The sequence below is a fragment of the Marixanthomonas ophiurae genome (assembly GCF_003413745.1).
Classification (GTDB): Bacteria; Bacteroidota; Bacteroidia; order Flavobacteriales; family Flavobacteriaceae; genus Marixanthomonas; species Marixanthomonas ophiurae.
This window is the reverse complement of record NZ_QVID01000002.1, coordinates 815,714-841,838: the sequence shown is the minus strand read 5'-3', so window position 1 is coordinate 841,838 and position 26,125 is coordinate 815,714. Positions and strand designations below refer to the sequence as shown.

The following is a 26,125-nucleotide window of genomic DNA, read 5'->3' as shown; positions in this document are numbered from 1 at the left end:
GTGGTACTAACAAAGGTAAGAAATACCGTAGCTATTCAAAAAAAATACTGTTATTTTTGTGTGAATGAATTCGCAATTTACCGTAACATTTTTGGGCACTGGAACTTCACAAGGTGTCCCCGTAATAGGAAGTGACCATCCCGTTTGTAAAAGTAACGATCCCAAGGATAAACGTCTTCGGGTTTCTGTGCTGTTGCAATGGAATAATTACAATTATGTAATTGACTGTGGACCGGATTTTCGGTACCAAATGCTAAGGGAAGGCGTAACACACCTAAATGGAATACTATTGACTCACGAGCATAGCGACCATACAGCGGGCATAGATGATATACGCCCGTTTTATTTTAAACAGGGTAATATCCCGTTTTATGCCCATAAACGGGTTTTTAAATCGCTTCACGATCGCTTTGCTTATATTTTTGAAATTGAAAATAAATACCCAGGTGCGCCAACCTTAGACGAAATTGAAATAGATAAGGATACTTCTTTTATTATTAGCGAAAAGAAAGTAACACCCATTGAGGCCATGCACCATACGCTCCCGGTTTTAGGGTTTTATATTGATGGGTTTACGTATTTAACCGATGTTAAAACAATTGCTGAAGAAGAAGTTGAAAAAATAAAAGATACAAAAGTGCTTGTGGTTAACGCGTTACGGGAAAAAGAACACTATTCGCATTTTAATTTAGAAGAAGCATTGGCTTTTATAGAAAAAATAAACCCAGAGCGTGCTTATTTAACACATATAAGCCATTTAATGGGTTTTCACGAAGAAGCGTCAAAACAACTGCCTGACAATGTTTTTATGGCGTATGATACGTTGAAAATTACGATATAAATAAAATTGATTACTAATTTTAAAAGTTACCCGCCTATGCGGGCATAAATATGAGGAAGAAAATATATATGTACCTGTTCTTTTTTGCTTTGTTGTTCATCATATTTCAATATATGAACGAAAAGCAGATATATGAATCGCAAGAAAATGACATAGCTCTGTTGAAAAAGAAGGTTAAGAAGTATGAAAAGGCCAACGATTCTCTGGCTACCCAATTAATGGACGTGAACTATTTTACCCTGCAAGGCAATGATAATGCCATGACCTATTTTGAAGATGTAGGCTATGAAGCCCCTGATATTGAAAACCGGGTGAAAGAACACATTTACGATCTAAATGGTAAAAAAGGTAAAAACCCAATTGTTTCATATGATGGGATAGAAGGGAAAATGAAAATAAACAAAGTAAAGTTTTTAAACCACCGTTGGATTGTAGCCGATTTTACCGACGGCACGTATTGGGGCGAAATGGTTTTGGAATATTACGTGAACGAAGATGAAAGCATCGACCTAAATGTGATTGGCTCGTTACTGTATGGTAAGTAGGCCTGCACTAGCAACCTTATTCTGTATTTGGTATATTTATTTTATTTTTCCTTTTCAACGCAATCAAACCCAAAATAGGACCTATCGCTAATATTGTATAAATAGTATTTGAATTAGTCAACTCTATCATTTCTGTAATAAATTGAATGCTAATTATCGTTATTGAATACCCTATGCAATTAACAATAGTAAGTGCAGTACCCTTTATTTCTCCCGGTGCATTTTGAGCCACTAGTGTTGATAAAAGCGGAGAGTCTGCAATAACAACCATTCCCCAAAAAATAAGAAAAGCAATAAACAGGCTTTCATATTCGCTATTAAATAGCAATGGAGAAATGAGGCAACATCCACAAGATAGCAATAGTGCAATGAATGCTGTTCGTTTGGAACCTGCTTTCTGCGCAAGATAGCCACTGAGTACGCAGGACAACCCACCTATTCCGATTATTAAGAATGATAATACTGGAACATTATTGAATACTGTTTGAGAATGTTCCAAATTATATTTTTTCAACATAATGGGTACAAAAGCCCAAAAGGCGTACAATTCCCACATATGACCAAAATAACCGAAAGCAACAGAACGAAATTTTCGATTATTAAATACGCTAAAAAAAATGGATAGATCTATTTGTTTTTTAGGCATTCGGTACGGACCATCAGGCACCATAAGTATCATTATTGAGCCGCCTAAGATTGCAAGAGATGAAGTTGTAATAACTACAGATTTCCAAGAATATAGATCAGTTATTTCTTTTAGCAAATGTGGAAATGCAGTACCGACCACCAATGCACCAACTAAAAATCCAAGTGACTTGCCGAGTCCTTTTTTATAGTAATCTGCAGCTATTTTCATCCCTACTGGATAAATACCCGCAAGAAAAAACCCTGTAAAAAAACGAAGTAGGAGTAAACTCATTAAATTGTTGCCTTCCCAGATTATCCCTAAATTGAACAATGAACCAAGTAATGCACTGAATAAAAATACTTTTGATGGTGAAAATCGGTCGGCAATAGTCAAGATAGCGAAAACCAGTGTACCGATAATAAACCCAAACTGTACGGCCGAAGTTAAATGTCCTAAGGCACTGATGTTAAGATTAAAATCTAGTACGAGATCATTTATTACACCGTTTCCCGCAAACCAAAGTGAGGTACAGCAAAACTGCGAGATTACAATTACTGGAAGTATTACCTTAGATTGTTTCAATAATATTCTTTTCAAAGTGTTTATGGATGTGATTGTATAACCTTAGTTAGGCAGTCATTCCTACTTTTTAGTGGGCTGAATTAGTTAATAAAATTCTAACTATAAGGAACTGAACTAGTGCTTTTCATAGGATGCGTTGTTGTACATTTTTATTCCGTAATCTTATTAAACCTTTGGTTTAGACCATCTATAAACTGATGAGTTCTTTTTTCAAATCCAATAATCTGTCCTAAACTATCTCTTGTGAAATGAAACCACAATTCTGCGTCTGTGTCAAAGAATAAATCTTTTTCGTATGCGTAAATTGGAATTGGGTCTCGAACAATATTTCTGCGAACAATTTGGAATTTCAAAGTGTCATTTTCAATTATGATGTTGTTCCAAAAAACTTTGCTTTTCTCAAACAAATAATTCCCTACATATTCCTTTTGCTCGTTAGAAGTAATGTTTTTTGATTTTATAAACTTGTTTCGTTGAACTCGTCGCTCCTTTAGATTATATTTATCTCCATTTTTTAAAAAATAAAATTTGTTCTTTCCAGATCTGAGTGTATCAATTTCATTAAAATAGTTGGACCAAAATGTACCATCATAAATTGTAACATATTTGTCGCCGATTACTTCAAACTCGTTTCCTTGAACTAAAACGGCAGTATTTTCATCTACACCAATTCCCAATAATTCAGGTTTAATTTTTAATAAATCGAACATATCATATTGTCGGTTTCTTTCTAAATGATGTTGGTCAAAAGCTGAATTTGTTACAAAACCAAAGCCAACTTCAGGGTTGCTGATAATTTTGTAATTATCTTCTAACCCTCGTCCTCCTCTTGCCAAATATGAACCTTGTATTGATGCACCTGCAGAATGTCCGCCAATTATTCCGCCACGCTCTAAAACTTTTTTTAATTCCTTATGGGTTTTAGTATTCAAATAAGTGTCGGAAGTTCTATAGGATCTACCACCTGTAAGCCAAACAGCGGTAGCGGTTTTGAGAGGTTTTACAAAAGCATCACTATTAGCGACTAAAGTGTCTCTTGTGTGCATAAATTGAATACTATCAAAACCACGCTCCTTAAATTGACGTTTTAAAATCTTAAATTCAGGGTCGTAGTCAATTGTATTTTCATCAAATGCAGTTGGGATAACAACAAGTTTAGATTTCTTTCCTCCAGCTAAATCATAAAAGACTTTCCACATTTCATCTGTAATTCCACCACCACCAATAAGCAATGCACCATTTTTTGGTCCGATAGATTGGCTTTTGCTTGTGTTTGCTTTGTCTTCAGTATTTTGGCAAGAAATAACCAAAATAAGTAGTAAAAATATTCTTAGGTTTTTAAGATATTTCAAAGTTAATTTCCAAATGTTCATAAAGTGCAGGATGTTTCTTCAAAATGTATGGTAACGGTCTTGTATAACAATCAGTTGCGGATTGGTTAGAAACTAAGATAGCTAAAATTACCGACTTTTATGTTTGCGCGGTTGTGTCCGCAGGACACAAAGCCGTAATTGCGGTTATACATCTTAAGTTTGATTTTTAATGAATCCGTTAACTTTAAGTTATAATCAGAAAGAACAAAAGAGAGAATTAAGGTTATGTTATACGGTGAAGCTTTAGACTTCGGCAACATTGATAATCCTCTCTCTTTTTACTACTCAGACCACGATCAGTTCTGTGAGACTTTGAATCTCGTTTTTAAGTTGTTGTGTGCCAAGTAGCTGGTTCTTTCATAAATCAATTCTTATGAATAAATATAATGAAACTTTTGGAGTTGACATCAGCAAAGATGTCTTTGATGCCCACGGTAGCAAAAATGGCCACAGCCAATTTAAGAACGATGAAAAAGGGTTCAAAGCCTTTTTGAAATCATTGCCGGTCCAAGCCCTTGTCGTTATGGAAGCTACAGGATATTACCATTATAGGCTGGCACAGTTTCTTTACAAAAATGAGGTAGTGGTATCTGTAGTGAACCCTTTGTCCGTTAAACGCTTTATACAGATGGGACTGGCCAAGGTAAAGACCGATAAGAGCGACGCCAAGGCCATCTGCAACTATGCGCTCAGAAATGATGTGCCGTTGTACACAGCCTTGACAGATGTCCAGAGTGAATGTTTACAGCTGTTCCGGTTATTGGATAGTTTTATCAAGCACCGTACGGCAACAAAAAACAAGATTCACGGTGAAGAAACACTGGGCGTCCCCTCCAAAGCCGTTTATCGCTCATTGAAGCGGAACAAGAAGCATTTGGATAAGGAACTAGCAGCTATTGAAGAAAGGATCCTGTCCTTGGTTAAGAAAGACCAGCAGCACCAATTGACGCTATTGACGAGCATACCTGGCATTGGTGTCAAGACAGCGTTGTTCTTGATAGTGGTCACAGATGGGTTCTCAAAGTTCGAGAATGCATCTCAGTTGTGCAGTTATGTGGGTATCACACCTGTTATAAAAGAGTCTGGTAGCAGCGTAAAGGGACGAAGCAAAATAAGCAAGGTTGGCAACAAGAAGTTGCGCAACCTATTGTTTTTGTGCTCGTTCAATGCGTGCAAGCATAACAGGGCTTGCAAAGGGATTTATGAACGTTTGGTCAACAAAGGAAAAAGTAAAAAACTTGCTCTGATTGCGGTCTCCAATAAATTATTGAGGCAGGCTTTTGCAATTGCAAAATCAGGTAAACCTTATGACGATGAATTTGTTTCGGTCCTAAAAAAGTAAACTGAAATGCATATCGAATAAAAGAGGGCAAAACTTAAATTTATAAATTCTTGCCTAAGAAGAATAGTGTCAAAAATTAATAGATAAAAAAGTTGTTTTTCACCTCAGTTCTTTGTTGTGCACTGTATTTTTTCCTTTGCGGATCTGCCCAAACGGCCGCTGAATTTTCCCGATTCTTGGCAAACAAACGTTTTTACCTTAGCGGACAAACCCAAAAAAAGCAATTTTATAAAGCGCCACTTTTACGTTCTGTTTTTATTGCTTTTTTTCATCGGAAGAGAAAAATCTTTGCAAAAAAAAAGTATTACTATCAGACTTTTTAAATTCCAGTAAATACTGGAACGCTGGTTTTTGCAATAAAATTTTTATAGTGCACAACGGTTTTGTATATGATACGTTGCGTGGTTTAGCACGTAATTTAGCAAATAAAAACCGAATAGAAAATCCGCGAGGATTTTCGTAAGTAGGCTATTACTAGCAATGGATTATATACGTTGTTAGCCACAGTATTTATTCTTTTTTGATTAAAATTATTGTGTCTTTTTCGGGCAAATTTCTTTCTAAAAATTGATATCCCTCAAATTTAATTTTCAATTCCGTTTTTCCGTTTTTTGTATAAATTGAATTATCATAAAATTCGATTTCATTGTTTAAATCTATTTCTTTAATTTTTCTTTCAAGTATTAGAAATTGTTTTTCCGTAATTTTATAAGGACAACACATTCCAAGAAAGCCTTGATTTTCTTGATAAATCACAAAATTATCTTTCTTATATTCAATATCATTCGGTTGAATAGGATAAAGAACTATTGAGGTTAAAATTCCGAAAAATATTCCGCCAAACAACCAGAATAATAAAGTCAAAATTGGCGTAAATGCATAGAAACTAAAGTAAAATCCAATTTTGTTAAATGGCTTTAAATACCAGAAAAAAAGAATAATTCCACTTCCATAAACTAATAAGTTTATAATATATGCAAGTCTATAATTCAGACTTATTTCAATCGTGCTTTTCAGAGTGAAATTCAGTAAAGCAAATCCCAAAAGGTAGAAATGAATCTTTGTAATTATATTTCTGATTTGGGTTTTCGTCATATTGTGGCTAACGTGTTTATATATGGTTTGTTGCGTGGTTTAAGCACCTAATTTAGTAAATAATTACAGACAAAGAAAATCCGCGAGGATTTTCGCAAGTAGGCAAAAGCTAGCAATAAATTATATATGGTGTTGGCAACTGGCTTTCTTTTTTTCGTTCCGATTTTATTTTACTCGTTCATTTCAATTATTAATTTTTCTCCGTAATTCAGGTTTTTAAAGAAACTCAATTGTCTCTCAAATATATATCCGTTTTGCGTGAATTCCATAATTTGATTTTCGGTTTCGATTTTTAATTTCATTTCATCGATTGAATATTCTCCAAGTACAATTCTAAAATATCTTGCAATTAATTTAGAAACTCCTAATTTCAACATAATCCACATTGGTGATAAAGTCAGAGGTTCAACACTTTCTTTTCCACGTATTAATTTTATGTATTCGATTTCCGATTCTTTTATTGTCAACGCACTTGTTTTATTAGACAAGTTTGACCTTAAAAGAATTCCACCTGAATATTTTTCAAAACTACATTTAGAGTTTTCTTTTATAAATTCCGTCGAATTATTTTTTGCTTTAAAAGACTTTAGATAAAATGACGAACTTCCAATTGCTTTCGGTTTTTTCCAATCGATTTTTGTCGGTTTTCCAATATTTTTCTCGATTGTTCTTGAGTTCATTTTTTCTCGTTGAGTTCGTTTTTCAGCTTGTTGCCAACGGTCTAGTATATGAAACGTAGCGTGTAAAAAGACACTAACGTTTCGGATTATACACGAGCCGAATTTTTATTTTTTATGTTTAATTTTTACTTTTTTTAAATATACAAAAATAAAAATTTGGCGGACTTAACAAGAAAGTGAAAACCTCTCGGAAAGCCTTTTAATAGCTATGTTTTATATACATTGTTACCTGGCTGGCGTTTTTCCGCAAACTTGCTAGCGTTGGCAAAGACATACTCTTTTACAGTTTTGGTGTAGCGTGGATGGTGCGACTGGAAATGTGTATGGCTTTCAGCGTTGGCAATTCCACTATACCATTAAATCATAACTTTCACTTGGTGGAAATAGCAATTCAATTCCTTTTGGTTTGATTTTAAAAAGCGGACCTTTTTCGACAACTTTTCCTTTCGAGTTTCGCTTTATTAAATGGTCAAGTGTTATAATTCCTAGTTCAATTAACAAATCAAATTGAGAAGTGATTGGCTTTTTAGTATGTTCTACCAACTTATATTGAAAATGCTCTCGGTCATTTATTCTGGTACTTTCCGCTTCTACCCAAAAGGTTTCTTTATGTTTTGACTTTAGTCGATTATGAAGTTTGTCTAAAGTCCAAACTACAAAATCGCCAACCTCTGGTTTATCAGAGTTTTCAATCAGTTGTTTTATGTCGTTATCAATTCTTAAATTCAAACCTTGCGAGTTTCTCGTAATTGCTGAAACCGTGCAATAAAGTTTAAAATCATCATCACGTTCATATCCAAAATTGTCAAGAATTTCTGCTGAACTTTTAAACTTACTTAATTTCCAATCAGGAACTTGTGCGAAAAGGTTTTTACGATTTGTTCTGCTGTTTCTAAATGATTTAAGTTCAATTCCTTTATAGTCTGGTTGTTTGGATGAGTTAATATCAATTCCTAGCGCAGTCTCAAGTGTCCTGCCTACAGAAGTATCCGCATCAACCATTGAAGGAATTGGACCTGCATTTGCAATTTTTCTCAACATTGCTAAAAGTTCAAAAGCAACTTCATTCTCTGTCGTACTGATTGCATTGATTAACTCTTGAAATGGATTTAGAATTGAAGAATATATTAATTCCTTGATATCCAATTTTGTCAAATTAAAAACTTGAAAATTATCGTTGTAGAAAGTGATACCAATAATATCATTTGGTTCAGCCACTTTTGTTAATCCATAAAACCAAATTCTTGGGTCTCCTTTTTTAGTTGAAGGACGATATAATGATGCTTTTGATTTTATAATCTTAAAACCAGTATGAATGATTGTTGGAATCATTACTTTGCTTTCTGTACCTTGATTCTGCAATTCATAATCGTGAATGTTCTCACTTTTCAAATAACTACGAACAGAACCAGTCGCATCCATAATGGATTTTTTAAGCCCGGTTTCGGTTGGTTCAATTAAGGTAAGAGAAACTTGGTTTTTGGTCAGTAATTTTATTTTTTCTTGTTCTTCGTCTGTAAGTTTTCTCACTTGATATTTTTTAATATTTCACTTGCTACTGCTCTAGCTAATAAAGGCGGAACAGCATTTCCGACTAAAGTGTATTGTGGTACTTCTGTTTTTCTATTATTTCCACCTGTTGAGCGTTTTCCTTGAAATACAAAAGAGTCGTCAAAGGATTGTAAACGTGCCATTTCTCTTACGGTTAATGACCTTGGCGAATTATAATGAATATAATCATCTGCAATGGTCATTATCGTAGAACTTTGTTCGTCTGGTTTTAATACATTATAGTTTCGTTTGTTTGTCGAAAGACCTAATTTTTCTAATTCTGGCTGTGCTTTTTTGTAATCTCCATTTTTTAAGATAACTCCAAGTCTTTCAATAACAGTTTCATTTTGATTACTTGTTTTATGATTGTTGAGTATATCGAAATACTTTTCTCCATTTTCAAGAGCTTCAGTATTTCTTACATAGAAAGGTTTTGTTTGTGGTTTAAAACGCTCAATTAACCTACCTTTTCTTGACCATTCTGCAAAAGATTTTCCACCTTTAGAAATTGGCTTTCCATCAATTTTTCTTTTTTTTAATAGTTTAGCCATTTTCTTTGCAGTTCCATTGTATTGAGTAGAAATATCAACTAATTCGTATCGGTGAGCTTCTTGGTTGTTCCCGATAAAATCTAAATCGTACAATGCTTCGAATATGGTAACCTTTTCTTCTTCAGAAACGGTTGCGGGTATTTCGGAAATAAATTTTTGGTCTTTACGACAACCAATGAAAAGCACTCTTTCTCTATTTTGCGGAACACCATAATTTGAAGCGTTAGCAACAAAAGATTTTTCTATTTTGTAAAGTCTAATGCTTTCAAGAATAGTTTCCAATTCCTTTGTCTGTGATTTATTGCAATGCGATTTCAATATCTCAATAGATTCATCAAAAGAAGTTGTGTAGATTTTTAAAGCAGTAATAATGTCATCACAATCTTTTTTATAAGTATTTGGAATCTTTAAAATTTTGAAAGCATTTTCGATTTTCGAAATAACATTTTCTGAACTGATTTCTGTGAGGAAATCTGTGAAAGCATTTGCGAAATTGTCGCTATCAATATTGCAAAAATCTTTTTCCTTTATAATATCACGTTTTAGTTTTCCCCATTCTTTTGCTCTCGCTAAAAGATTAAAACCGTGGCGAATAGTGTTTATATTTTCGTCCGTTTTACTGGTTTTGTAATCTGCAATTTTTGGGGTTAGTTTTCTAAATCTATTTTCTACAAAATTGATAAAATCAGCTTTTCCACTTTCTTTATCTTTTTCAAGTAGTTTTTCTAGTTCTACTCGCTTTATGATACTATCAAAAAGAAACGAATTAGATTCTTTTCGTATTTTTTTAATGAATGAGATAAGTAATGGAATTTCTTTTGTGTCGACAATAGAGTTTATCTCTTTGATGATTAGTTCTTTTATTTTTCCTTTTTCTTTTGTCAAAATGCCTTTTACATTTTCCATAACAAAGTATTTTGGTTGTAAAACCTTTATTACTTCTAGATAATGAGAGAATAAATCATCTTTTTTGTCGAATTTTTTTCTTTTACCTGCAAGACTGAAACTTTGACAAGGTGGTCCACCACAAACAACATCTATTTTTCGTCCATTTATTTTTTCCAGTAAATTGTCTAAAAAGTCAGGTTCTGTAATATCTTGTTTAAGAAATTCAGCGTCTAAACCTAATTGGTGATTGTAACGAACAACGTGAGTTAATTCGCAATTTTCGTTGATATCGTTGGCAACAACAAAATCGAAAAATTTATTGTTATGTTCAGCTTGTAAAAAACCCTCGCTAAAGCCACCAGCTCCAGCAAATAAATCAACAAAAGTGAACGGTTTTCCGTAAAGTGAAACTTGTTCTTTTACAATGTTTACATTACTGTTTTCTTTGTAGTTTTCTATGTGTTCATTTAAAAGGCTTTTAACTTCGTCTTGGATAAAAGTTTTTTTGTTGGAATGGTGAAGAAGTTCGTCAGCTCTTTCTCTTAAAAAATCCAAGTAATGGTTTATTTCGTGAGATTCTGTAGTTAAACCAATCGCTTTTTGTTTGGATTTGTCAAATTTTTTAGGTTCTATTTTTTGACCTGTCGAAACCTTAACTTGATTTCCGTTACAGTTTATTCGCAGATGTATTGGTGCAAACCCTTTTTTGTCAGGCTTGTCTAAATAAAAATTAATTGTTGCCATATTATTCACGGACGTTTTTGCGTACACGGACAAATTTACGGACATTTTTTATAATTCCTAATTTAATTCTACTTTTTGTTCGGATTGTTCGTTGGAAAAAGGTAAGCTCTTTTTATTTTGTGAGGCACGAGCAAAATAAAATGTGCTTGACTATGCGGCTGGTTTTCGCTTGCAGGTAACTTGTTTATATGAGCACCTTTTATGCTCTTATTTAACTTATTTGTCATGCTATGAGCATGTTTTGTGCTTTTTATGTATTCTTATTTTTATATAATAAAGCAAGTTTACAGGTGTTTTTTCAATATAAATATTTTTAATATAATTCATCTAATGGATTTTTTATTTTTTTTAAACTGCTTTCGGTTACATGGGTATAAATCATAGTTGTATTTGGGCTTTTATGTCCCAATAGCTCTTGAATATATCTGATATCAGTTCCGCTTTCTAATAAATGAGTTGCAAAACTATGCCGGAGCGTATGTAAGGTAATGCCTTGTTTGGTAATTTCTGCCCGTTTTATAGACCGTAAAAAAACCGCACGGGCACTTGCGTTACTATACCGATCCCCATGTTGACCTTCAAATAGATATTTTTTCGGTTTGTATTGTTTATAATAGTGACGTAATAGGTCTAATATTTTGATGGAAAGGAGCGTGTACCGGTCTTTTTTACCTTTGGCATTGCGTATAAATAACAAACCCCGTTTACTGTCTACATCGGTAATATGCATAGCGAGTGCTTCACCAATACGTAAACCACCACTATAAAGTATGGCTAATAAAGTTTTGTGTTTTATATTATGTGTAACTTCCAACAGAGTTTTAATTTCTTCTTTCGTGAGGACAACAGGTAATTTTTTTGGTTTTTGAGGTCTTTCAAGTAGTTCAAAATCAACGTCCATACTGCAAAAATCAATATATTTTTTTATGCCATTAATACATTGATTTTGATACGATACGGAATAATCGCCTACAATAACGTAGTCGTGATTAAATCGTTGAATCCATAATGCATTAATTTCTTTAGCTTTCTTTAATTGCATATACCGTAAAAATAAAGCAGTGACTCCTTTATAGGTATAAATAGTATTTTTTGAAAGGCGTTTTTCAAGCATCCACCGTTCAAATTGGTCTAATTTGTATTTCAACCGAGGTGTTAATTTAGGTAGTTGTACGGGGTTCTTAATTTGTTCGCGCTTAGGACGTGTTTTTTTCTTTATTTTAGAATAATCCACATAACAACCTAGTTTTCTTAATTCAGAAAATAAAACGTGTAATGACATATCCTTTTGCACGAGATAATATTGTTTATGTTCGTCGCTCCATTGCAAACACTTAAGCTTATCAATAATAGTCTCTTCTGCAAGTTTAGAATAAAAGTGAAGAAAGTAACAAGCTTGACTGTTATAAATAGCTTCTGTTAATTTAATATGAAAGGTTCCATTTTTCATACATAGAAAACATCTTTATTAAAAAAAAGATTTTAATGCAAAAAAGAGGGGAGTAGTATGCTCAAATATACGTAAAATTTAAAAACACTACTTTTCTTCGAGTCTGGATGTAACACCTTGATACACGGCTCGTTTGGGGATAGGGATTTCGATGCCGTTTTGGTCAAGGGCTTTTTTTACGGCTTCCAGTTGTTCCCAAAACACCGGCCAATATTCGGTAGATTCCACCCAACAACGGGCTTTTAGTTTCATTTCGTATTCGCCTATTTCGTCCAGTCTTATATCTACAGGTAAGTCTTTTACTAGTTTTGGGTGTTTTTTTAAGGCGTTTATTGTAATCTGGCGTATGGTATCAATATCGGTTTCAAACGAAAATTTTAAATTAAGGTCGATCCGGCGGTAGGGCTCCATGGTGCGGTTATCCACATCGCTGTTAGATACATTGCCATTAGGCATGGTGATCATCCTACCGTCAAACGTTTTGATGCGGGTATATAAAATGTCAATTTTTTGTACATAGCCCAGATTATTGTTCACATGAATTAAATCGCCTACTTTAAAAGGTTTAAACACCAAAATAAGCACACCGCCCGCAAAATTTGCTAAACTTCCTTGAAGTGCCAAGGCAATGGCAATACCGGCTGCGCCAAAGACAGCAATAAACGAGGTGGTTTTAATCCCCAGAATAGAACCGATTATAAAAATAAGGAGTCCGTACAGTAAAAACACACTCAAACTTTCCACGAAGGTTTTCAGCGATAGCTCCACACGCGACCTTTTTAAAGTGCGCTTTAAAAGGTTCATTGTAACCTTGATTAAAAAGATACCGATGATAAAGCCAACCACCGCATAAATGATTTCAGGGCCTATTTCAATTAAGAAGTTTAAAAGTTGTTCTTTTAGCTGTAACCAGAAGTCTTTGTCCATAGTTGAATGTAAGGTGATTTAGACAAATATAGGTTTTTAAGCGGGTAGTGGGTAGTTGTTAGTCATTTTAGTATTGTTTCTACTTGATTACTTTTTTGCGAGCCACTCTTTAAGTTCTTGAAAGTTTTGTGGGGCAACGCCGTGGCCAACTGGAAATTCAGAATAGGCGGCTTCAATGCCTAGGTTTTTAAAAAAAGGTTTTGTTTTTCGTGCCCAATCAACAGGAATCACTTGATCTACGCTACCGTGAGAGGTATAGATGTTCAACTTGCTAAAGTCATTATCTGCATATCCTTTTTTCAAAACATCTTCATTGATATATCCGCTTAAGCCAATTACATTTTTAATTTTTTCAGGATAACTAAGGGCTACGGCAAAGCTTAAAATAGTCCCTTGACTAAAGCCTAACAGCGTTACTTGATCTTTATCAATGTTGTATTTTTCAATAATTTCATCAATACAATTAGCAATAAGATCGCGAGAAGCGATTGCTTGGTCAGTATCACTGAATTTCCCATCGGTATTGTCAAAATAAATATTGTACCAAGCATTTCCGTAGGGTTGCATAGGGATTGGTGCTTTTAATGAAATTACTGAGTATGTGTCGGGGAGTTCGCCGGCAAATGAAAAAAGATCATTTTCGTCACTTCCAAAACCGTGGAGCATGATAATAACTGGATTTTTTTTCGAAGAAGTTGAAGCGGGCTTAAAATTATGCTGAAGTTGTAATTGCTGTTTTTCCATAGAATACAAAAATAGAATATAGTAGTTAGAATATAGAATGTGGAGCGTAGAAAAATTAGAGTGTAGAATATAAAAAAACCGTCTCAAAAAAGTATCGAAACGGTCTTTTTATTATAAATAGTAGAAAGTTTCTCTATCCAATTCCAGCAAACCATTGTTGAAATTGTTCTCCTAACAAAGGGACAGGCTTCTTTTCACCTTGTACAGCAGCTATCAGTCCTAAAACCCAAAGTACCAATAAACCGATTTGGATAATAAGGGCAAGAATATAAATGTCTAGTAGCATATTAAGTAGTGAAAGCACTAACCCAAGAACCATAATGCCTAGCATTTGTCGTAAGTGATAAGCGCCTAATTCAGTTTTATTATTATTGTGCATGACCAAGGCAATAATCCACCCTATTAACGTAATGTAGGCGATAATTGCAATGTTTTTGCCGTTGTCAGTTGTGGTTTGTTCCATAATTTTAAGTGATTAGTTGTTAATACATTATAAAGATAGGATATCTAATCTAAAAAAGTAAACCACTCTTGAAATTTCTCACTGAAGTAGGGGATTGCTTGTTTTTTATTTAAAATAGCCATAACGAAAGAGAAGGCCCATAAAAAGAAAGCAATGAACCATAATATTTCACCAAAAAACAAATCAATATAGGCTTGTGTAACTTGCGAAATAATTAATAGTAACAGCAATCCAAACATGTTTTTTATGTGCCAGGTAGTAAATTCATGCTTCTTGTCTTTATTAATGAAGAAAGCAATTAACGTCCCTATAAAGGTAAGATAAGCAATGATCGCTTTGGTTTTTGCAGATAGATTATCCATTATTTTTTAGTACTAGTTTATTGTTTGCAAAAATGCCGTATGCTTTTCCTTTTAATTTTTGGTTTAAAAAAGCTGAATTTTTAGAAGTAGAAGTGATATCGGCTTCTGAAAACTTCCAGCTTACATCTGGGTCAAAGAAGGTAATATTGGCTTTGTTTCCTTCAACAATAGCTTCAGAAACTATTCCAAATCTATTTTTCAACTGGTTTAAAGCTTTGATTGCTGTTTCGGTATCTACCAAACTTCGTAAGGCTCCAAAACAAGATTCCAGCCCAATGCTTCCAAAGTATGCGTGTTCGTATTCTGTTTTTTTATGTTCTATGTCAATAGGGTCGTGATCGCTTGTCACGCCATCAATAACACCATCTTTTAAGCCTTTTAGCAAAGCTTTTGTGTCTTCTTTGGTACGTAAAGGTGGCAATAGTTTATACTGCGTATCAAATTCTTCTAACAGATTATCTGTTAATAGTAGGTTTGAAATTGAGACGCTACACGTAACATCTAGTCCCTGTTTTTTAGCCTCTTTAATTAATTGAACCGATTTTTTAGTAGAAATAGTAGGGATGTGCAGTTTTCCGCCAGTATATTCAAGAATGTAGAGATCACGGGTAATTTGTAATTCTTCTGAAAAAGCTGGGATTCCTTTTAAACCTAACTTGGTACTGTTTATACCTTCATTCATCATCCCGTTTTTTGCCACCGAATAATCTAACGGAAAGGATTGTACCAAGCCATCAAAATTCTGGGTGTATTGCAAGGCTATTTTTAAGAGGTTGGCATTGGCAATGGGTTTTTTATAATCGTAAAACGAAATGGCACCTTCGTTTTGCATATCGTATAATTCTGCCAAATCTTTACTTTCACTTTTTACCGTAAGCGCGCCAATAGGGTAGAGGGATACCGCATTGTTATGAGCTTGTGACTTTAAAAATTTTATGTTCGATTTGCTATCAGTAACCGGTTGGGTGTTGGCATTAACGGCCACGTGTGTAAAACCACTTTCCGCGGCTGTTTGCAAACCGTTTTGTATGGTTTCGCGTTCTTCAAAACCTGGTTCGCCAAACGATACGCTGCTATCAAACCATCCCTGTGAAACGTATAGGTTTTCCAAGGATATCTCTTTTACTTTTTTAGGGTTTTTAAGCGTTGTAGCAATTTTTTTAATCGTACCGTTTTCAATAAGAATATCCCTCTTTTTAGTATGGTGTTTGCTTTGAGGGTCCAGTATGGTTGCAGCTTTTATAAGTATATCCATCGGTTTTCTTTTAGTTAGCAAGCTTTGGTGTTATGAGGCTCCAAGAAATCAACATTATTTGAAAAATTTTAAAACCAGCATTTCCAGTAACAAGAACAGTACTGCAAAAATAACAAACCATTTCCAAAAACTGTTGATATTGTTTGCTTCTGATATAGTCTCAAAAAGTCCTGAAATAGAAGTACTGCTATTTATACCTTGCCAGTTTTCAGTGTTTAGGTACTGTAAATTGCTTTCGTTCCGGTTGTAATTATAGCTTATGTTCGTAATAAAATCTGTGTCTTTAATAATATCAAAAGTACCCGAAACAGCGGGTTCTTCAATAGTTGTTATGGCTACTTTGTTGGCTTTTGTTTGTTGTAAAGGAATAAATACGCTACTGCTATCTTTAATTTTTAGTATTTCATCTTTCATTAACTGCACGGGAACATCGAAACTATTCTGCTTCCCGATGGTGTAATACAGATTAGGCAGCGCCAAGCTTTGCTGCGCCATATTGTAAAAAGTGGGAACAATTAATGGTGAGTTTTGAAAGTTTGAGTTTTCCAGATTAATAGGCGCACTTAAAAAGTAGGTGTTGTTTTTCTGAAATATAAACGGTTTGCTGTCTTCAAAAGTAAGAACCGAAGTAGCATTAGTTGTTATTCCATAGTATGAATTTACAGTTGGGTATTGAAAATTAACTACCTGCTTTTCAAACACATTTTGGTACAATGGATGGTCAAAAACAATATTTGTAATTTGTTTTTCAGCTACAATTTTTCCAGAAAAACTTCCCATACCTAAGGTAGCCAATAGATTATTATAATCGGTTATTTCTACTTGTTCGGAAGGAATGACCAACACACTTCCACCATTTGCGCTAAACGATTGTATAGCGGTTACCAACGATGCTGGAATGGCAGTGAGCTCATTGATAATAATAAAATCTTGGTTGGGTATTTCGTTATAATTTAAGCTGTTCTGTGTTTGCTGTGTGTACTCAAATTCCTCTTGGTTGAACAATCGCTGTAAATACCCAGAATCTGTTTCGTTGATTGAAAGTACCTTTATTTTTTTGTTCGTATTGATGCTGAAAAACAGATTGTTGTCATAGGGTAGGTTAGGATCTGTTATTTCTAATCTTCCTTTAAAGTCTGAAGTGTTTTCAATATCAAAAACCGTTGTATTGGTATTGTTTGATGAAAAATCGACTGCCGTTTTTGCCACTAATGATTTTCCGTTGAAAAGGGAAACTGGAACACTTTCCGGTACATCACCACTTGCTGAAACATCCACTTTAAGCTGAATATTGTTTCCATTTTTTGATGAAATATAAACGGAGTCGACAGCTATGTTATTGGTATTTACAGGCTCTAACTGCACCGTATTGATAGTTACATTTTTAGGGACTTCAGGAAAGGCTTCGTTTTGCTGAAAATCTGAAATAAGAATCAATCGTTTATCAGAAGCTTCAGAATCTGAAAAAAGTTGATTTGCTTTCAGCAATACTTCTGAAAGGGTAAGTTGCCCTTGAGAGTATGAAACAGAAAGTATTTCATTTGTAAAATCTTGTAATGAAACGTTTTTATGGGTGGTGTTATTTGTAAACCAACTTATTTTTTCTGAAGGTATTTGTAGATTGTACAGTTCTTGCAGACTTCGGTTTAATAGAGGGCCGTTAGTTCCTTTTGCTTGCATGCTAAAGGAATTGTCTAGATATAAAACTGTTTCTTTATCAGTGTTCAAGGCTGTTTTAGTAGCAGTAAACGGCTGTGCAAATGCTATGATGATAAAAGCTAACGCTAATAGTCGCAATAAAAGGGTAATCCATTTTTTTAGTTGGGAACTTTTACGTGTTTGTATGGTTACTTTCTTTAAGAAAGCAACATTAGTAAAATCTACCTGTTTAAAACGGCGAAGTTGAAAAAGATGAATAAATATTGGAATGAGCAGTAAAAATAGGGCGTAAAGAAGTTCTGGGTGTTGAAACTGCATTCTTTTAATTAATTGCTCAAATATATAAAATGCTTACTGAATAATCGCTATTTCTTTAGGGTAAAGATAAAGGTACTTCCTTGTCCGATATCTGACTCAAGAGAAATACTTCCACCCATTTTATTTACTAAGTTTTTAACAGTTGCCAAACCAATACCGGTTCCTTGTTTTCCCTCTCGATCTTTAGCTCCTGTGGTTTTAAAAAGTTCGAAAACGTCACCTTGAATGGTTTTATCGATTCCTATTCCGTTGTCTTGTATGGTAAATTGATGGAAGTTTTCTAAACTTTCATACTGAATTTTTATTCTTGTAGTGTCGGAAGTGTTGTACTTTAAGGCATTATCCACTAAATTAAGTACAATCTGGGTAAGTGCAGCCTCGTTGATGTTTTTTACAATGCCTTCTGTTGGATACTTAAAAACAGCGTGTTGAATAATGAGCATTTCTTTTATTTTTTCAAAAAAAGGCTGTAGCTGAATATCAGTTTTTTGTCCCTCTAATAATTTATTCGCTTTGTAATATCCCAACGTTCCGTCTATATATCCCTTTAACGTATATGAAGATTCTTCAATGTAATCAAGGTACATTATGGAGTCTTTACTTAGATTACCAATATTTTCCTCTCGTAATAATCTTGTTAAAGAGGTTATATTTGCTAAAGGCGACTTTAAATCGTGTGAAACTACTTGGGCAAAATTTTCAAGTTGTTTATTCCGTTTTAAAAGTTCATTCTCAGCATCCTGCAATAAATGATTTTTCTTCCTAAGTTCTAATAAGCTCACTATTTGCTCTGCTAAAGAAACAAGTGTATCGCATTGTACATTAGTAAGTTTCCTAGGAATATGATCATAGACACACAAGGTGCCTAGTGCATGGCCTTCAGGGTTAATAAGTGGTACACCTGCATAAAACCGAACTTTGTATTCTTTCACAATAGAGCTGTTTTTAAAAAATTCATTTTTGTGAATATCGTTTACCATATAAATTCTATCAAAACTTTGAATGGCTCGGGTACAAAATGAAATATTTCTTGGTGTTTTATCTAAGGAGATGCCGTAACAAGAGAGTAAATGATTGTTGGTTTTGTATATTAAAGAAACAAATGCGATAGGCATGTTACATACATTGGCTGCAAGATTTGTGATGTTATGAAAATCTGGAGTCGTCGGTGTACTAAGCAGTTTATATTCTTTAAGTGCTTCTAAGCGCTCTTTTTCATTATTTTGAGGTTGAGGAAATTCCATAAGTTATTTTATCTACGAGGTAACTGTACTTAGGGTTTTATTTAGAATAAAAAACCTTTTATTTACACTCTATAGAGAAGTCAAAAGTCGTGCCTTTTCCTAATTCTGAAGTAACAGATATATCACCGCCAAGATTATTTATTAATTTTTTAACAGTAGATAGTCCAATGCCATTTCCTTTTTTACCATTTCGGTCTAAATTACCCAAGGTAGTAAACAAGTCGAAAATATTTTTTAGTTTTTCCTTTGGTATTCCTATTCCATTATCTGAAACTTTGATATAGAGCATCCCATTTTTCTTTTCAGAGTCTATATTTATAACAATTTTGTCTTTATCGTTATACTTTAAGGAATTCCCAATGAGATTGATTAAAATTTGCTCTAATGCAGCACGATTACAAGAAACTTCGAGGTTTTCATCTGGCAAGTTTATTTCACAGTCTACATTAATATTTAACAACTCTACAATTTCTTCAAACAAATGAAGCGTATCAAACTCTTCAAACGATTTTTGTGAAGTTTTATCACTTTCATAATGTTCTAACAACCCAGTTATATATTCGCTTAAAGTAAATGAAGATTGTTTTAAATAATCAAGATACTCAATGCCCTGATCATCCATGCTTTCACCATATTTCTTTTTTAAAATATCTGAAGTAACAATCATATTGGCCAATGGCATTTTCATATCGTGCGATATAATACCAGCGAAGTTTTTTAGTTGCTCATTGTTTTCTTTAAGTTCTTTTTGAAGTTTTTTTAAGGCGATATTTTTTTTTCGCTCTTCTAATAAATTAACGACTTGGGATGCTAATGCTTTTAATGCATTTATCTGTTTGTCGGTAAGTTCTCTTGGCTTATTGTCTAATATACAAAGTGTTCCCAAGGCATATCCATCTGGATTGTAAAGAGTAACTCCTGCATAAAAACGAATATTTTGCTCAGTTACAACAGGGTTGTCCTTAAAACGTATATCCTTAAGGGCATCTTTTACTAAAAAAACTTCGGCATTATCTACAATGGCATGTCCGCAAAATGAAGTATCTCGAGGGGACTCCTGCAAATCAATCCCATGTTGAGATTTTAAGTAATTACGATCTGCATCCATTAAAGTAATAAAAGATATAGGTACATCGCAAATACTCGCCGTTAAGGTAGTAATTGTGTCAAAATCTTTTTCCGGAAGCGTATCCAGCATCTGGTAAGACCTCAATGCGGCTAGTCGTTCCTGCTCGTTAGCTGGAATGGCTGGTGTTATCAAATTTATTTCCTCCTATGGGTAAAACCCAGTTTATTTGTTAGATTGTATTATTATGTAAAACTACTAAATTTTTGTTAAGTTTCCTATGGGAATATTGAAAGAATGCTTTAATTTAAAATGCTTCAAAAACGCCTAAACCAAATAAAGAAAAATCATATTTAACAGGGTCTTCGGGGTCTAATTTACGAAGTGCTATGTCTAGTTCCTTCAATGCTTTTGCATCATTCTGTTTTCGTTTTAACAAAGAAAGGCTTCGGGCAACTCTACCACTATGAACATCTAAAGGACAAGAAAGTTGAGAAGGGGAAAGGCTTTTCCAAATACCAAAATCTACTCCCATACTGTCGTTACGTACCATCCACCGTAAAAACATATTAATTCTTTTAGCTGCAGAATTTTTCAAGGGATCGCTCACATGTTTTTCTGTACGTTTTAAATGTGGAAGGTTAAAAAACACTTTTTTAAAGTGATGAATCGCGGGCTGGAGTGTATCTTCTTCAGAATAGGTTGAAAAAACGGCTTCCAATCCATTCTGTTCTTTATATATATGCTGCAGTGCTTTTATAAAATAAACCAGGTCATCACTATTAAAGGTACGGTGTACAAAGCCCGATAGGTATTCGCTGTGTTTCTCTTCTGAAAAATTTAAAACATAATCGTGCGGAGAATTACCCATTAACTGCATTAACTTTTTACCATTGTTGATGATACTTTTACGGTTACCCCACGCAATGGTTGCGACTAAGAAGCCGGCTATTTCAATATCTTCTTTTTTAGAAAACTGATGGGGTATTTGTATCGGGTCACTTTTAATAAAAAGCGGTTGATTATAGTAAGCAGCTTTTTCGTCCAAAAACCGTTTTAACTCTGCTTTTCGCATATACTATCGTAAAATTTTACCGTCTTGCATTTCGAGCATACGGTCTGCCATTTCGGCCAATTCTTCATTATGAGTTACAATGACAAAGGTTTGCCCAAACTCGTCCCGAAGCTTAAAAAACAGGTTATGTAAGTTTTCAGCACTTTCGGTATCTAAGTTTCCACTGGGCTCATCTGCAAGAATAATGGCAGGATTGTTAATTAAGGCTCTAGCTACAGCTACGCGTTGTTGCTCTCCACCCGAAAGTTCGTTGGGTTTATGGTCTTCACGGTGTGATAACCCTAAAAAAGAAAGTAATTCTTTCGCTCTTTTTTCAGCTTTTTCTTTTGGTGTTTTTTTTATGAATGCTGGAATGCAAACATTTTCCAACGCTGTAAATTCAGGTAATAATTGATGAAACTGAAAAATAAAGCCCAAATTTTCATTACGGAATTTTGCCAACTCTTTTCGCTTTAGTGTTTTAACGTCAATCCCGTTTATTTGTAATTTCCCTTCGTGCTTTTCTGAATTGTCAAGCGTACCTAAAATCTGCAGTAGTGTGGTTTTTCCTGCTCCGGAAGCACCAACAATGGATACAATTTCCCCCTTTTTTATATGAAGATCAACTCCTTTTAATACGTGTAAATCATCGTAGTACTTATGTAAGTTTTTAGCTAAAATCATGACTATTTAATAAGAACGTGAAAGTACTGTTTTGAAGAGAGAATCGCAATAAATCTTTTTAAGAAAGGTGATTTCTTTTTAAAAGAGAAACTAATTATTTGTTAAACGGAAATATGCAAGCAATACACTTTGTAATTTTATAAAAAGAAAAAAATAATATGGAAAAAGACAATAAACAAATAGTATTTGCCGGAGGTTGCTTTTGGTGTACCGAAGCTGTTTTTCAGCGTATTGAAGGTGTAGAGTCTGTAATTCCTGGATTTGCTGGTGGAACTATTAAAAACCCGGCATACCGGGAAGTTGTTTCAGGTAGAACCGGTCATGCCGAAGCTGTAGAAGTAACTTTTGATGCTGCCGAAGTAAAACTGGAAACCTTACTAGAAATTTTCTTCGCAACACATGATCCTACAACCTTAAATAAACAAGCGAATGATGTAGGTACCCAATACCGAAGTGCTATATTCTATACGACGGAAGAGCAGCAACAAAAAACAGAAGATTTTGTTACCTTGCTAACCGATAAAAACGTGTTTGAAAATCCCATTGTAACCGAAGTGAAACCACTGGATGCTTTTTATAAAGCTGAAATAGATCATCACGATTATTATAATCAAAATAAGCAACAACCGTATTGTCAATATATTATCAATCCGAAAATTGATAAAATAAATAAATACTATTCCGATAAACTAAAAACCACTTAATGGCATCATACAAATATTTTGAAGAGTATAATGAGTCTGTCACAGACGATTTAAAAACTAATTTTTCTGATATATTATCAAGCTTAGGAGAAGATGTAAATCGAGAAGGAATTGTAAAAACCCCTGAGCGGGCTGCAAAAGCGATGCAATTTTTAACTTCTGGTAACTGTCAAGATCCTGCGGAAATATTAAAATCTGCCATGTTTGCCGAAGATTATCATGACATGGTTATAATTAAAGATATTGAGCTGTATTCGTTGTGTGAGCACCATATGCTCCCTTTTTTTGGTAAAGCGCATATCGCTTATATTCCTAATGGTCATATTGTTGGACTAAGTAAAATTCCGAGGATAGTAGATGTTTTTGCCAGAAGATTGCAAGTGCAAGAACGTTTAACGCACGATATTTTGGAATGTATTAATGATACGCTAAAACCACAGGGAGTAGCAGTCGTAATTGAAGCTGCCCATTTGTGTATGATGATGCGAGGCGTGCAAAAGCAGAATAGTGTAACTACCACTTCAGGTTTTCGTGGACAATTTGAAAAAATTGAAACTCGTGATGAGTTTCTTAAACTGATTAGCAACGACTTATCATAATTTTTGGCAGGTTTTTTGCGTTATAATTAATAAATAAGTGAAAACCACTATGAAACATTCAAAATATACGATATTAAAAAAAGGACTATTTTACGATGCTGTAGGTATGGTAACGATGTTTATACCAATAATTGGGCCTTTTTTAGATATAATCTGGGCTCCATATGCTGCTAAGAAAATGAGCGATATGTATGAAGGCGAGCAAGGAAAAATAGCTTCCATAATAGTATTTATAGAAGAAGTACTCCCAATTACAGACTTTATACCAACATTCACGTTAATGTGGCTATACACCTATGTTTGGCAAGGAAAAAAAGATTCTGTGCCTCAAACTATTGAAGTAAAAGTAAACGAATAAAAGTAAACGAATAAAAGTAAACGAATAAAAGTAAATTTTAAAATAATTAAAAAGCCTCGCAAGTTATATTTGCGAGGCTTTTTCATATTATAAACTAATTTTTACAGTTCCATTAATACTTCTTCCTATGTTGAAGATACCATCTGGCTTTAATCTTGATAGGTGAGAAGTGTATTCTTCATTCAGCAAGTTAGTGACTGAAAGTTGCAATTTTAAGTCAACCATTTTAAGCTTAAAAACATTGGAAGCACCTAAGCTAACTAGGTTGTAGCCATCTGTATCGGTTTCAAAAGTACTTGAATTATTTTGATCAAATGTATTTTGAAGCCGTACAAAAGCAGTAGGTTTACTAAAAATTCTCGATTCATTAAATTCAACACGTAATGTATTTCTAAGTGTATTTGCCGGAATTAAAGGTAGATACTCATCAGAATTCAGTTTTCCCGTAACGGTTTCAAAAGTACTCTCAATATGAAGCCAATCTAAAGGGTGTGGGTGAATATGCAGACCAAACTCACCACCATATAGCTTAGCATCAGACTGTTCGTAGGAGTATACTATATCACCATCAATCATTTGATCTGTTGGACTAATGAATATATAATCATTGACCGTGTTATAAAATCCATTGGCAAATACCTCAAAATGTTCATTGGCAAATTCTAAAGAAACATCAACTTGCAAATTTTGCTCATTAGTAAGATTTGGGTTACCTATTTCATATCGGTTAGCTCCATTATGAGAACCGTTTGATGTTAATTCAGCTAAATTAGGCGCTCTAAACCCACTTGCTAAATTAAGCCGCGTTATTAGGTTATTGGCGATATCTACTTTAGCACCAATGGCAGCATTAAAACTATTAAAATCTCGATCTAGTGCCGCGAAATACCCTTCTTCTGATGGCGTCCCTGCAGCATCACTTTCAATGGTTCGTCTATCATAACGTAAACCAGCTTGCAGATCTATTTTTTCAAGATGATAATGAGTGGTTGCAAATACGCCAATATCAAAAGTTGTAGCGTCTGGAATTAATAACTCTTCGCCAAAATTTTCATTGGTTTGATATAAACCTTGAACACCTGCAATGGTCTCAAAATTTCCTAGCTGAGGCAAATTATACTTTACATCATAATTAATAGTATTCAACTTCATGTGTAAAGCGGGCTCATTTTCAGAATGTTCGTGTTCCTCACCCTCATGTTCCTCACCCTCATGATCTTCATTTTCATGTTCTTCTTCCTCATGATCACCTTCATGCTCTTCTTCATGATGATGGTGATCTTCAAACTCCCTACGATCATTATGTTGATATCCTAATTTTACATCTAAACTTGAATTATCAAAGAAAAAAGTGTTGTCCCAGCTTAAAATATGATTGTCAATTTCTTGATAAGGAAGTTGTAGTTCTTTATCTGTAGTCTGTTCACCAATTGTTTCAGGAATTCCAATATTGGATCGATTGTAATTATAACGAACAGTAGATTTTACTTTTTCATTTTGAAACTGTACTCCCGTTTTAAAATCCTTTTCATTAAATCGGGTATTTGTAACTCGCTCTCCATTTCCTGTTTCATAATCACTGTAGGTGCTATAGCCACCGCGAGCTAAAAATTTAATCTTTTCTCCAGAAACCTGAACCCCTCCATTACTAGAAGAACCCAAAGTATTTGAAAAATAAGTGCTTTGGATGTCTCCTTTAATTTCTCCGCTGGCAGCAAAACGTTCTGGATTTAAATATAAAACACCACCTAGCGCATCACTTCCATAGAGCAGGGAAGCGGGACCCTTTATAACTTCGACACTTTCAATACCCGCACTGTTTATTCCTAAACCGTGTTCATCGCCAAATTGTTGGTTTTCTAACCGTACACCTTGTGTATAAGTTAACACCCTATTTGAGCTTAACCCACGTATTACGGGTTTTCCTATACCGGTACCTGTGCTTATGCTTTCTACTCCAGGAATGTTTGTGATACCTTCAGCAAGGGTAGTATTTCCTTTAGAAAGCAGTTCGTTAACGCTTACACGCTCTACTTTCATAACATTATCACCCTGTAATTTATGAAAAGGGGTTGAAATAATGACTTCTTCCATCTCTACTGCGCTTTCTGCTAATTGGATATCTTCAGTTGCTGATGTGTTTTTAGAAACTTTAATTTTTTTAGAAACAGTCGCATACCCTAAATATGAAAAGACGATTGTATAATTTCCTGTTGGAACATTCATAATTTCATAGGTACCGTCCAATGTGGCTACTGTCCCTTTTTCTAGTTGTGGAATATAAATAGTGGCGGGTAGGGGTTGGTTCGTCTCTTTTGTAGTTACTGAACCTTGTACTATATTTTGTGCACTTGCAGTGGTAATTCCCATGAATACCAATAGCAAGCATGTGTATAATTTCATACTTTCTTAGTTTAA

At 34.2% G+C, this 26,125-nt stretch carries 24 protein-coding genes; 6 read left to right on the top strand and 18 right to left on the bottom strand.

The genetic code is table 11. The features are described from left to right. Positions 1-64: 64 nt before the first annotated feature. Complete coding sequence (locus tag DZ858_RS14135; RefSeq protein ID WP_117160305.1) at positions 65-841, top strand: MBL fold metallo-hydrolase; 777 nt, start codon at positions 65-67, stop codon at positions 839-841. 50 nt (positions 842-891) lie between these two features. Next, positions 892-1,386: a hydrolase gene (locus tag DZ858_RS14130; RefSeq protein WP_147309607.1), complete on the top strand. Its 495-nt coding sequence runs from the start codon at positions 892-894 to the stop codon at positions 1,384-1,386. Positions 1,387-1,402: 16 nt separating this feature from the next. Here DZ858_RS14130 and DZ858_RS14125 read toward each other — a convergent pair whose 3' ends face one another. Continuing rightward, positions 1,403-2,596: an MFS transporter gene (locus tag DZ858_RS14125; RefSeq protein WP_117160303.1), complete on the bottom strand. Its 1,194-nt coding sequence runs from the start codon at positions 2,594-2,596 to the stop codon at positions 1,403-1,405. Positions 2,597-2,745: 149 nt separating this feature from the next. Next, the gene (locus DZ858_RS14120) at positions 2,746-3,948 is read right to left on the bottom strand and encodes a cyanophycinase (RefSeq protein ID WP_239990792.1); all 1,203 of its coding nucleotides are present in this window, start codon (positions 3,946-3,948) and stop codon (positions 2,746-2,748) included. 394 nt (positions 3,949-4,342) lie between these two features. Here DZ858_RS14120 and DZ858_RS14115 point away from each other — a divergent pair, with 394 nt between their 5' ends. Beyond that, positions 4,343-5,311, top strand: a complete 969-nt coding sequence (locus DZ858_RS14115; RefSeq protein WP_117160450.1) for an IS110 family RNA-guided transposase — start codon at positions 4,343-4,345, stop codon at positions 5,309-5,311. Between the two features lie 510 nt (positions 5,312-5,821). Here DZ858_RS14115 and DZ858_RS14110 read toward each other — a convergent pair. The 15 genes from DZ858_RS14110 to DZ858_RS14040 all read right to left on the bottom strand — a co-directional run bounded on the left by DZ858_RS14110 (position 5,822) and on the right by DZ858_RS14040 (position 22,046). Next, the gene (locus DZ858_RS14110) at positions 5,822-6,406 is read right to left on the bottom strand and encodes a hypothetical protein (RefSeq protein WP_117160301.1); all 585 of its coding nucleotides are present in this window, start codon (positions 6,404-6,406) and stop codon (positions 5,822-5,824) included. A 170-nt stretch (positions 6,407-6,576) separates the two neighbouring features. Further along, entirely contained in the window at positions 6,577-7,086 is a 510-nt protein-coding gene (locus DZ858_RS14105; RefSeq protein ID WP_117160300.1) for a hypothetical protein, read from the bottom strand. Positions 7,087-7,434: 348 nt separating this feature from the next. Next, on the bottom strand, positions 7,435-8,616 hold the full coding sequence (locus tag DZ858_RS14100; protein ID WP_117160299.1) for an MvaI/BcnI restriction endonuclease family protein: 1,182 nt from the start codon (positions 8,614-8,616) through the stop codon (positions 7,435-7,437). Next, the gene (locus DZ858_RS14095) at positions 8,613-10,820 is read right to left on the bottom strand and encodes a DNA cytosine methyltransferase (RefSeq protein WP_117160298.1); all 2,208 of its coding nucleotides are present in this window, start codon (positions 10,818-10,820) and stop codon (positions 8,613-8,615) included. The genes DZ858_RS14100 and DZ858_RS14095 overlap by 4 nt, the downstream gene beginning before the upstream one ends. A 313-nt stretch (positions 10,821-11,133) precedes the next feature. After that, positions 11,134-12,270 carry a tyrosine-type recombinase/integrase gene (locus tag DZ858_RS14090; RefSeq protein WP_239990791.1) on the bottom strand — a complete coding sequence of 379 codons (1,137 nt, stop codon included), beginning with the start codon at positions 12,268-12,270 and terminating at the stop codon, positions 11,134-11,136. Between the two features lie 87 nt (positions 12,271-12,357). After that, complete coding sequence (locus DZ858_RS14085; RefSeq protein ID WP_117160297.1) at positions 12,358-13,197, bottom strand: mechanosensitive ion channel family protein; 840 nt, start codon at positions 13,195-13,197, stop codon at positions 12,358-12,360. A gap of 87 nt (positions 13,198-13,284) precedes the next feature. Continuing rightward, entirely contained in the window at positions 13,285-13,941 is a 657-nt protein-coding gene (locus DZ858_RS14080) for an alpha/beta hydrolase (protein WP_117160296.1), read from the bottom strand. Between the two features lie 133 nt (positions 13,942-14,074). Beyond that, complete coding sequence (locus tag DZ858_RS14075; protein ID WP_117160295.1) at positions 14,075-14,404, bottom strand: hypothetical protein; 330 nt, start codon at positions 14,402-14,404, stop codon at positions 14,075-14,077. 44 nt (positions 14,405-14,448) lie between these two features. Further along, positions 14,449-14,766, bottom strand: a complete 318-nt coding sequence (locus DZ858_RS14070) for a hypothetical protein (RefSeq protein WP_117160294.1) — start codon at positions 14,764-14,766, stop codon at positions 14,449-14,451. Further along, positions 14,759-16,021, bottom strand: a complete 1,263-nt coding sequence (locus tag DZ858_RS14065; RefSeq protein ID WP_117160293.1) for a dihydroorotase — start codon at positions 16,019-16,021, stop codon at positions 14,759-14,761. The genes DZ858_RS14070 and DZ858_RS14065 overlap by 8 nt, the downstream gene beginning before the upstream one ends. Positions 16,022-16,075: 54 nt before the next feature. Continuing rightward, positions 16,076-17,998, bottom strand: a complete 1,923-nt coding sequence (locus tag DZ858_RS14060; protein ID WP_117160292.1) for a BatA domain-containing protein — start codon at positions 17,996-17,998, stop codon at positions 16,076-16,078. 47 nt (positions 17,999-18,045) lie between these two features. Continuing rightward, complete coding sequence (locus tag DZ858_RS14055) at positions 18,046-19,242, bottom strand: GAF domain-containing sensor histidine kinase (protein WP_117160291.1); 1,197 nt, start codon at positions 19,240-19,242, stop codon at positions 18,046-18,048. A gap of 58 nt (positions 19,243-19,300) precedes the next feature. Further along, the gene (locus DZ858_RS14050) at positions 19,301-20,503 is read right to left on the bottom strand and encodes a sensor histidine kinase (RefSeq protein WP_117160290.1); all 1,203 of its coding nucleotides are present in this window, start codon (positions 20,501-20,503) and stop codon (positions 19,301-19,303) included. A gap of 112 nt (positions 20,504-20,615) precedes the next feature. After that, positions 20,616-21,383, bottom strand: coding sequence for a TIGR02757 family protein (locus DZ858_RS14045; RefSeq protein ID WP_117160289.1), 768 nt, complete (start codon positions 21,381-21,383; stop codon positions 20,616-20,618). Between the two features lie 3 nt (positions 21,384-21,386). Continuing rightward, a complete protein-coding gene (locus DZ858_RS14040; protein ID WP_117160288.1) occupies positions 21,387-22,046 on the bottom strand; it encodes an ABC transporter ATP-binding protein in 660 nt (219 codons plus the stop codon). A gap of 158 nt (positions 22,047-22,204) precedes the next feature. On the opposite strand from DZ858_RS14040, the gene msrA reads away from it, so the two are divergent. From msrA to DZ858_RS14025, 3 genes are read left to right on the top strand one after another with little or no spacing between them, the layout of a single operon-like run. After that, positions 22,205-22,750: a peptide-methionine (S)-S-oxide reductase MsrA gene (msrA, locus tag DZ858_RS14035; RefSeq protein WP_117160287.1), complete on the top strand. Its 546-nt coding sequence runs from the start codon at positions 22,205-22,207 to the stop codon at positions 22,748-22,750. Then, on the top strand, positions 22,750-23,349 hold the full coding sequence (gene folE / locus DZ858_RS14030; RefSeq protein WP_117160286.1) for a GTP cyclohydrolase I FolE: 600 nt from the start codon (positions 22,750-22,752) through the stop codon (positions 23,347-23,349). The genes msrA and folE overlap by 1 nt, the downstream gene beginning before the upstream one ends. A gap of 49 nt (positions 23,350-23,398) precedes the next feature. After that, on the top strand, positions 23,399-23,707 hold the full coding sequence (locus DZ858_RS14025) for a hypothetical protein (RefSeq protein ID WP_117160285.1): 309 nt from the start codon (positions 23,399-23,401) through the stop codon (positions 23,705-23,707). An 87-nt stretch (positions 23,708-23,794) separates the two neighbouring features. Here DZ858_RS14025 and DZ858_RS14020 read toward each other — a convergent pair whose 3' ends face one another. Continuing rightward, positions 23,795-26,110 (bottom strand): TonB-dependent receptor, encoded by a 2,316-nt coding sequence (locus tag DZ858_RS14020; protein WP_117160284.1) that lies wholly within the window; start codon positions 26,108-26,110, stop codon positions 23,795-23,797. Positions 26,111-26,125 lie beyond the last annotated feature (15 nt).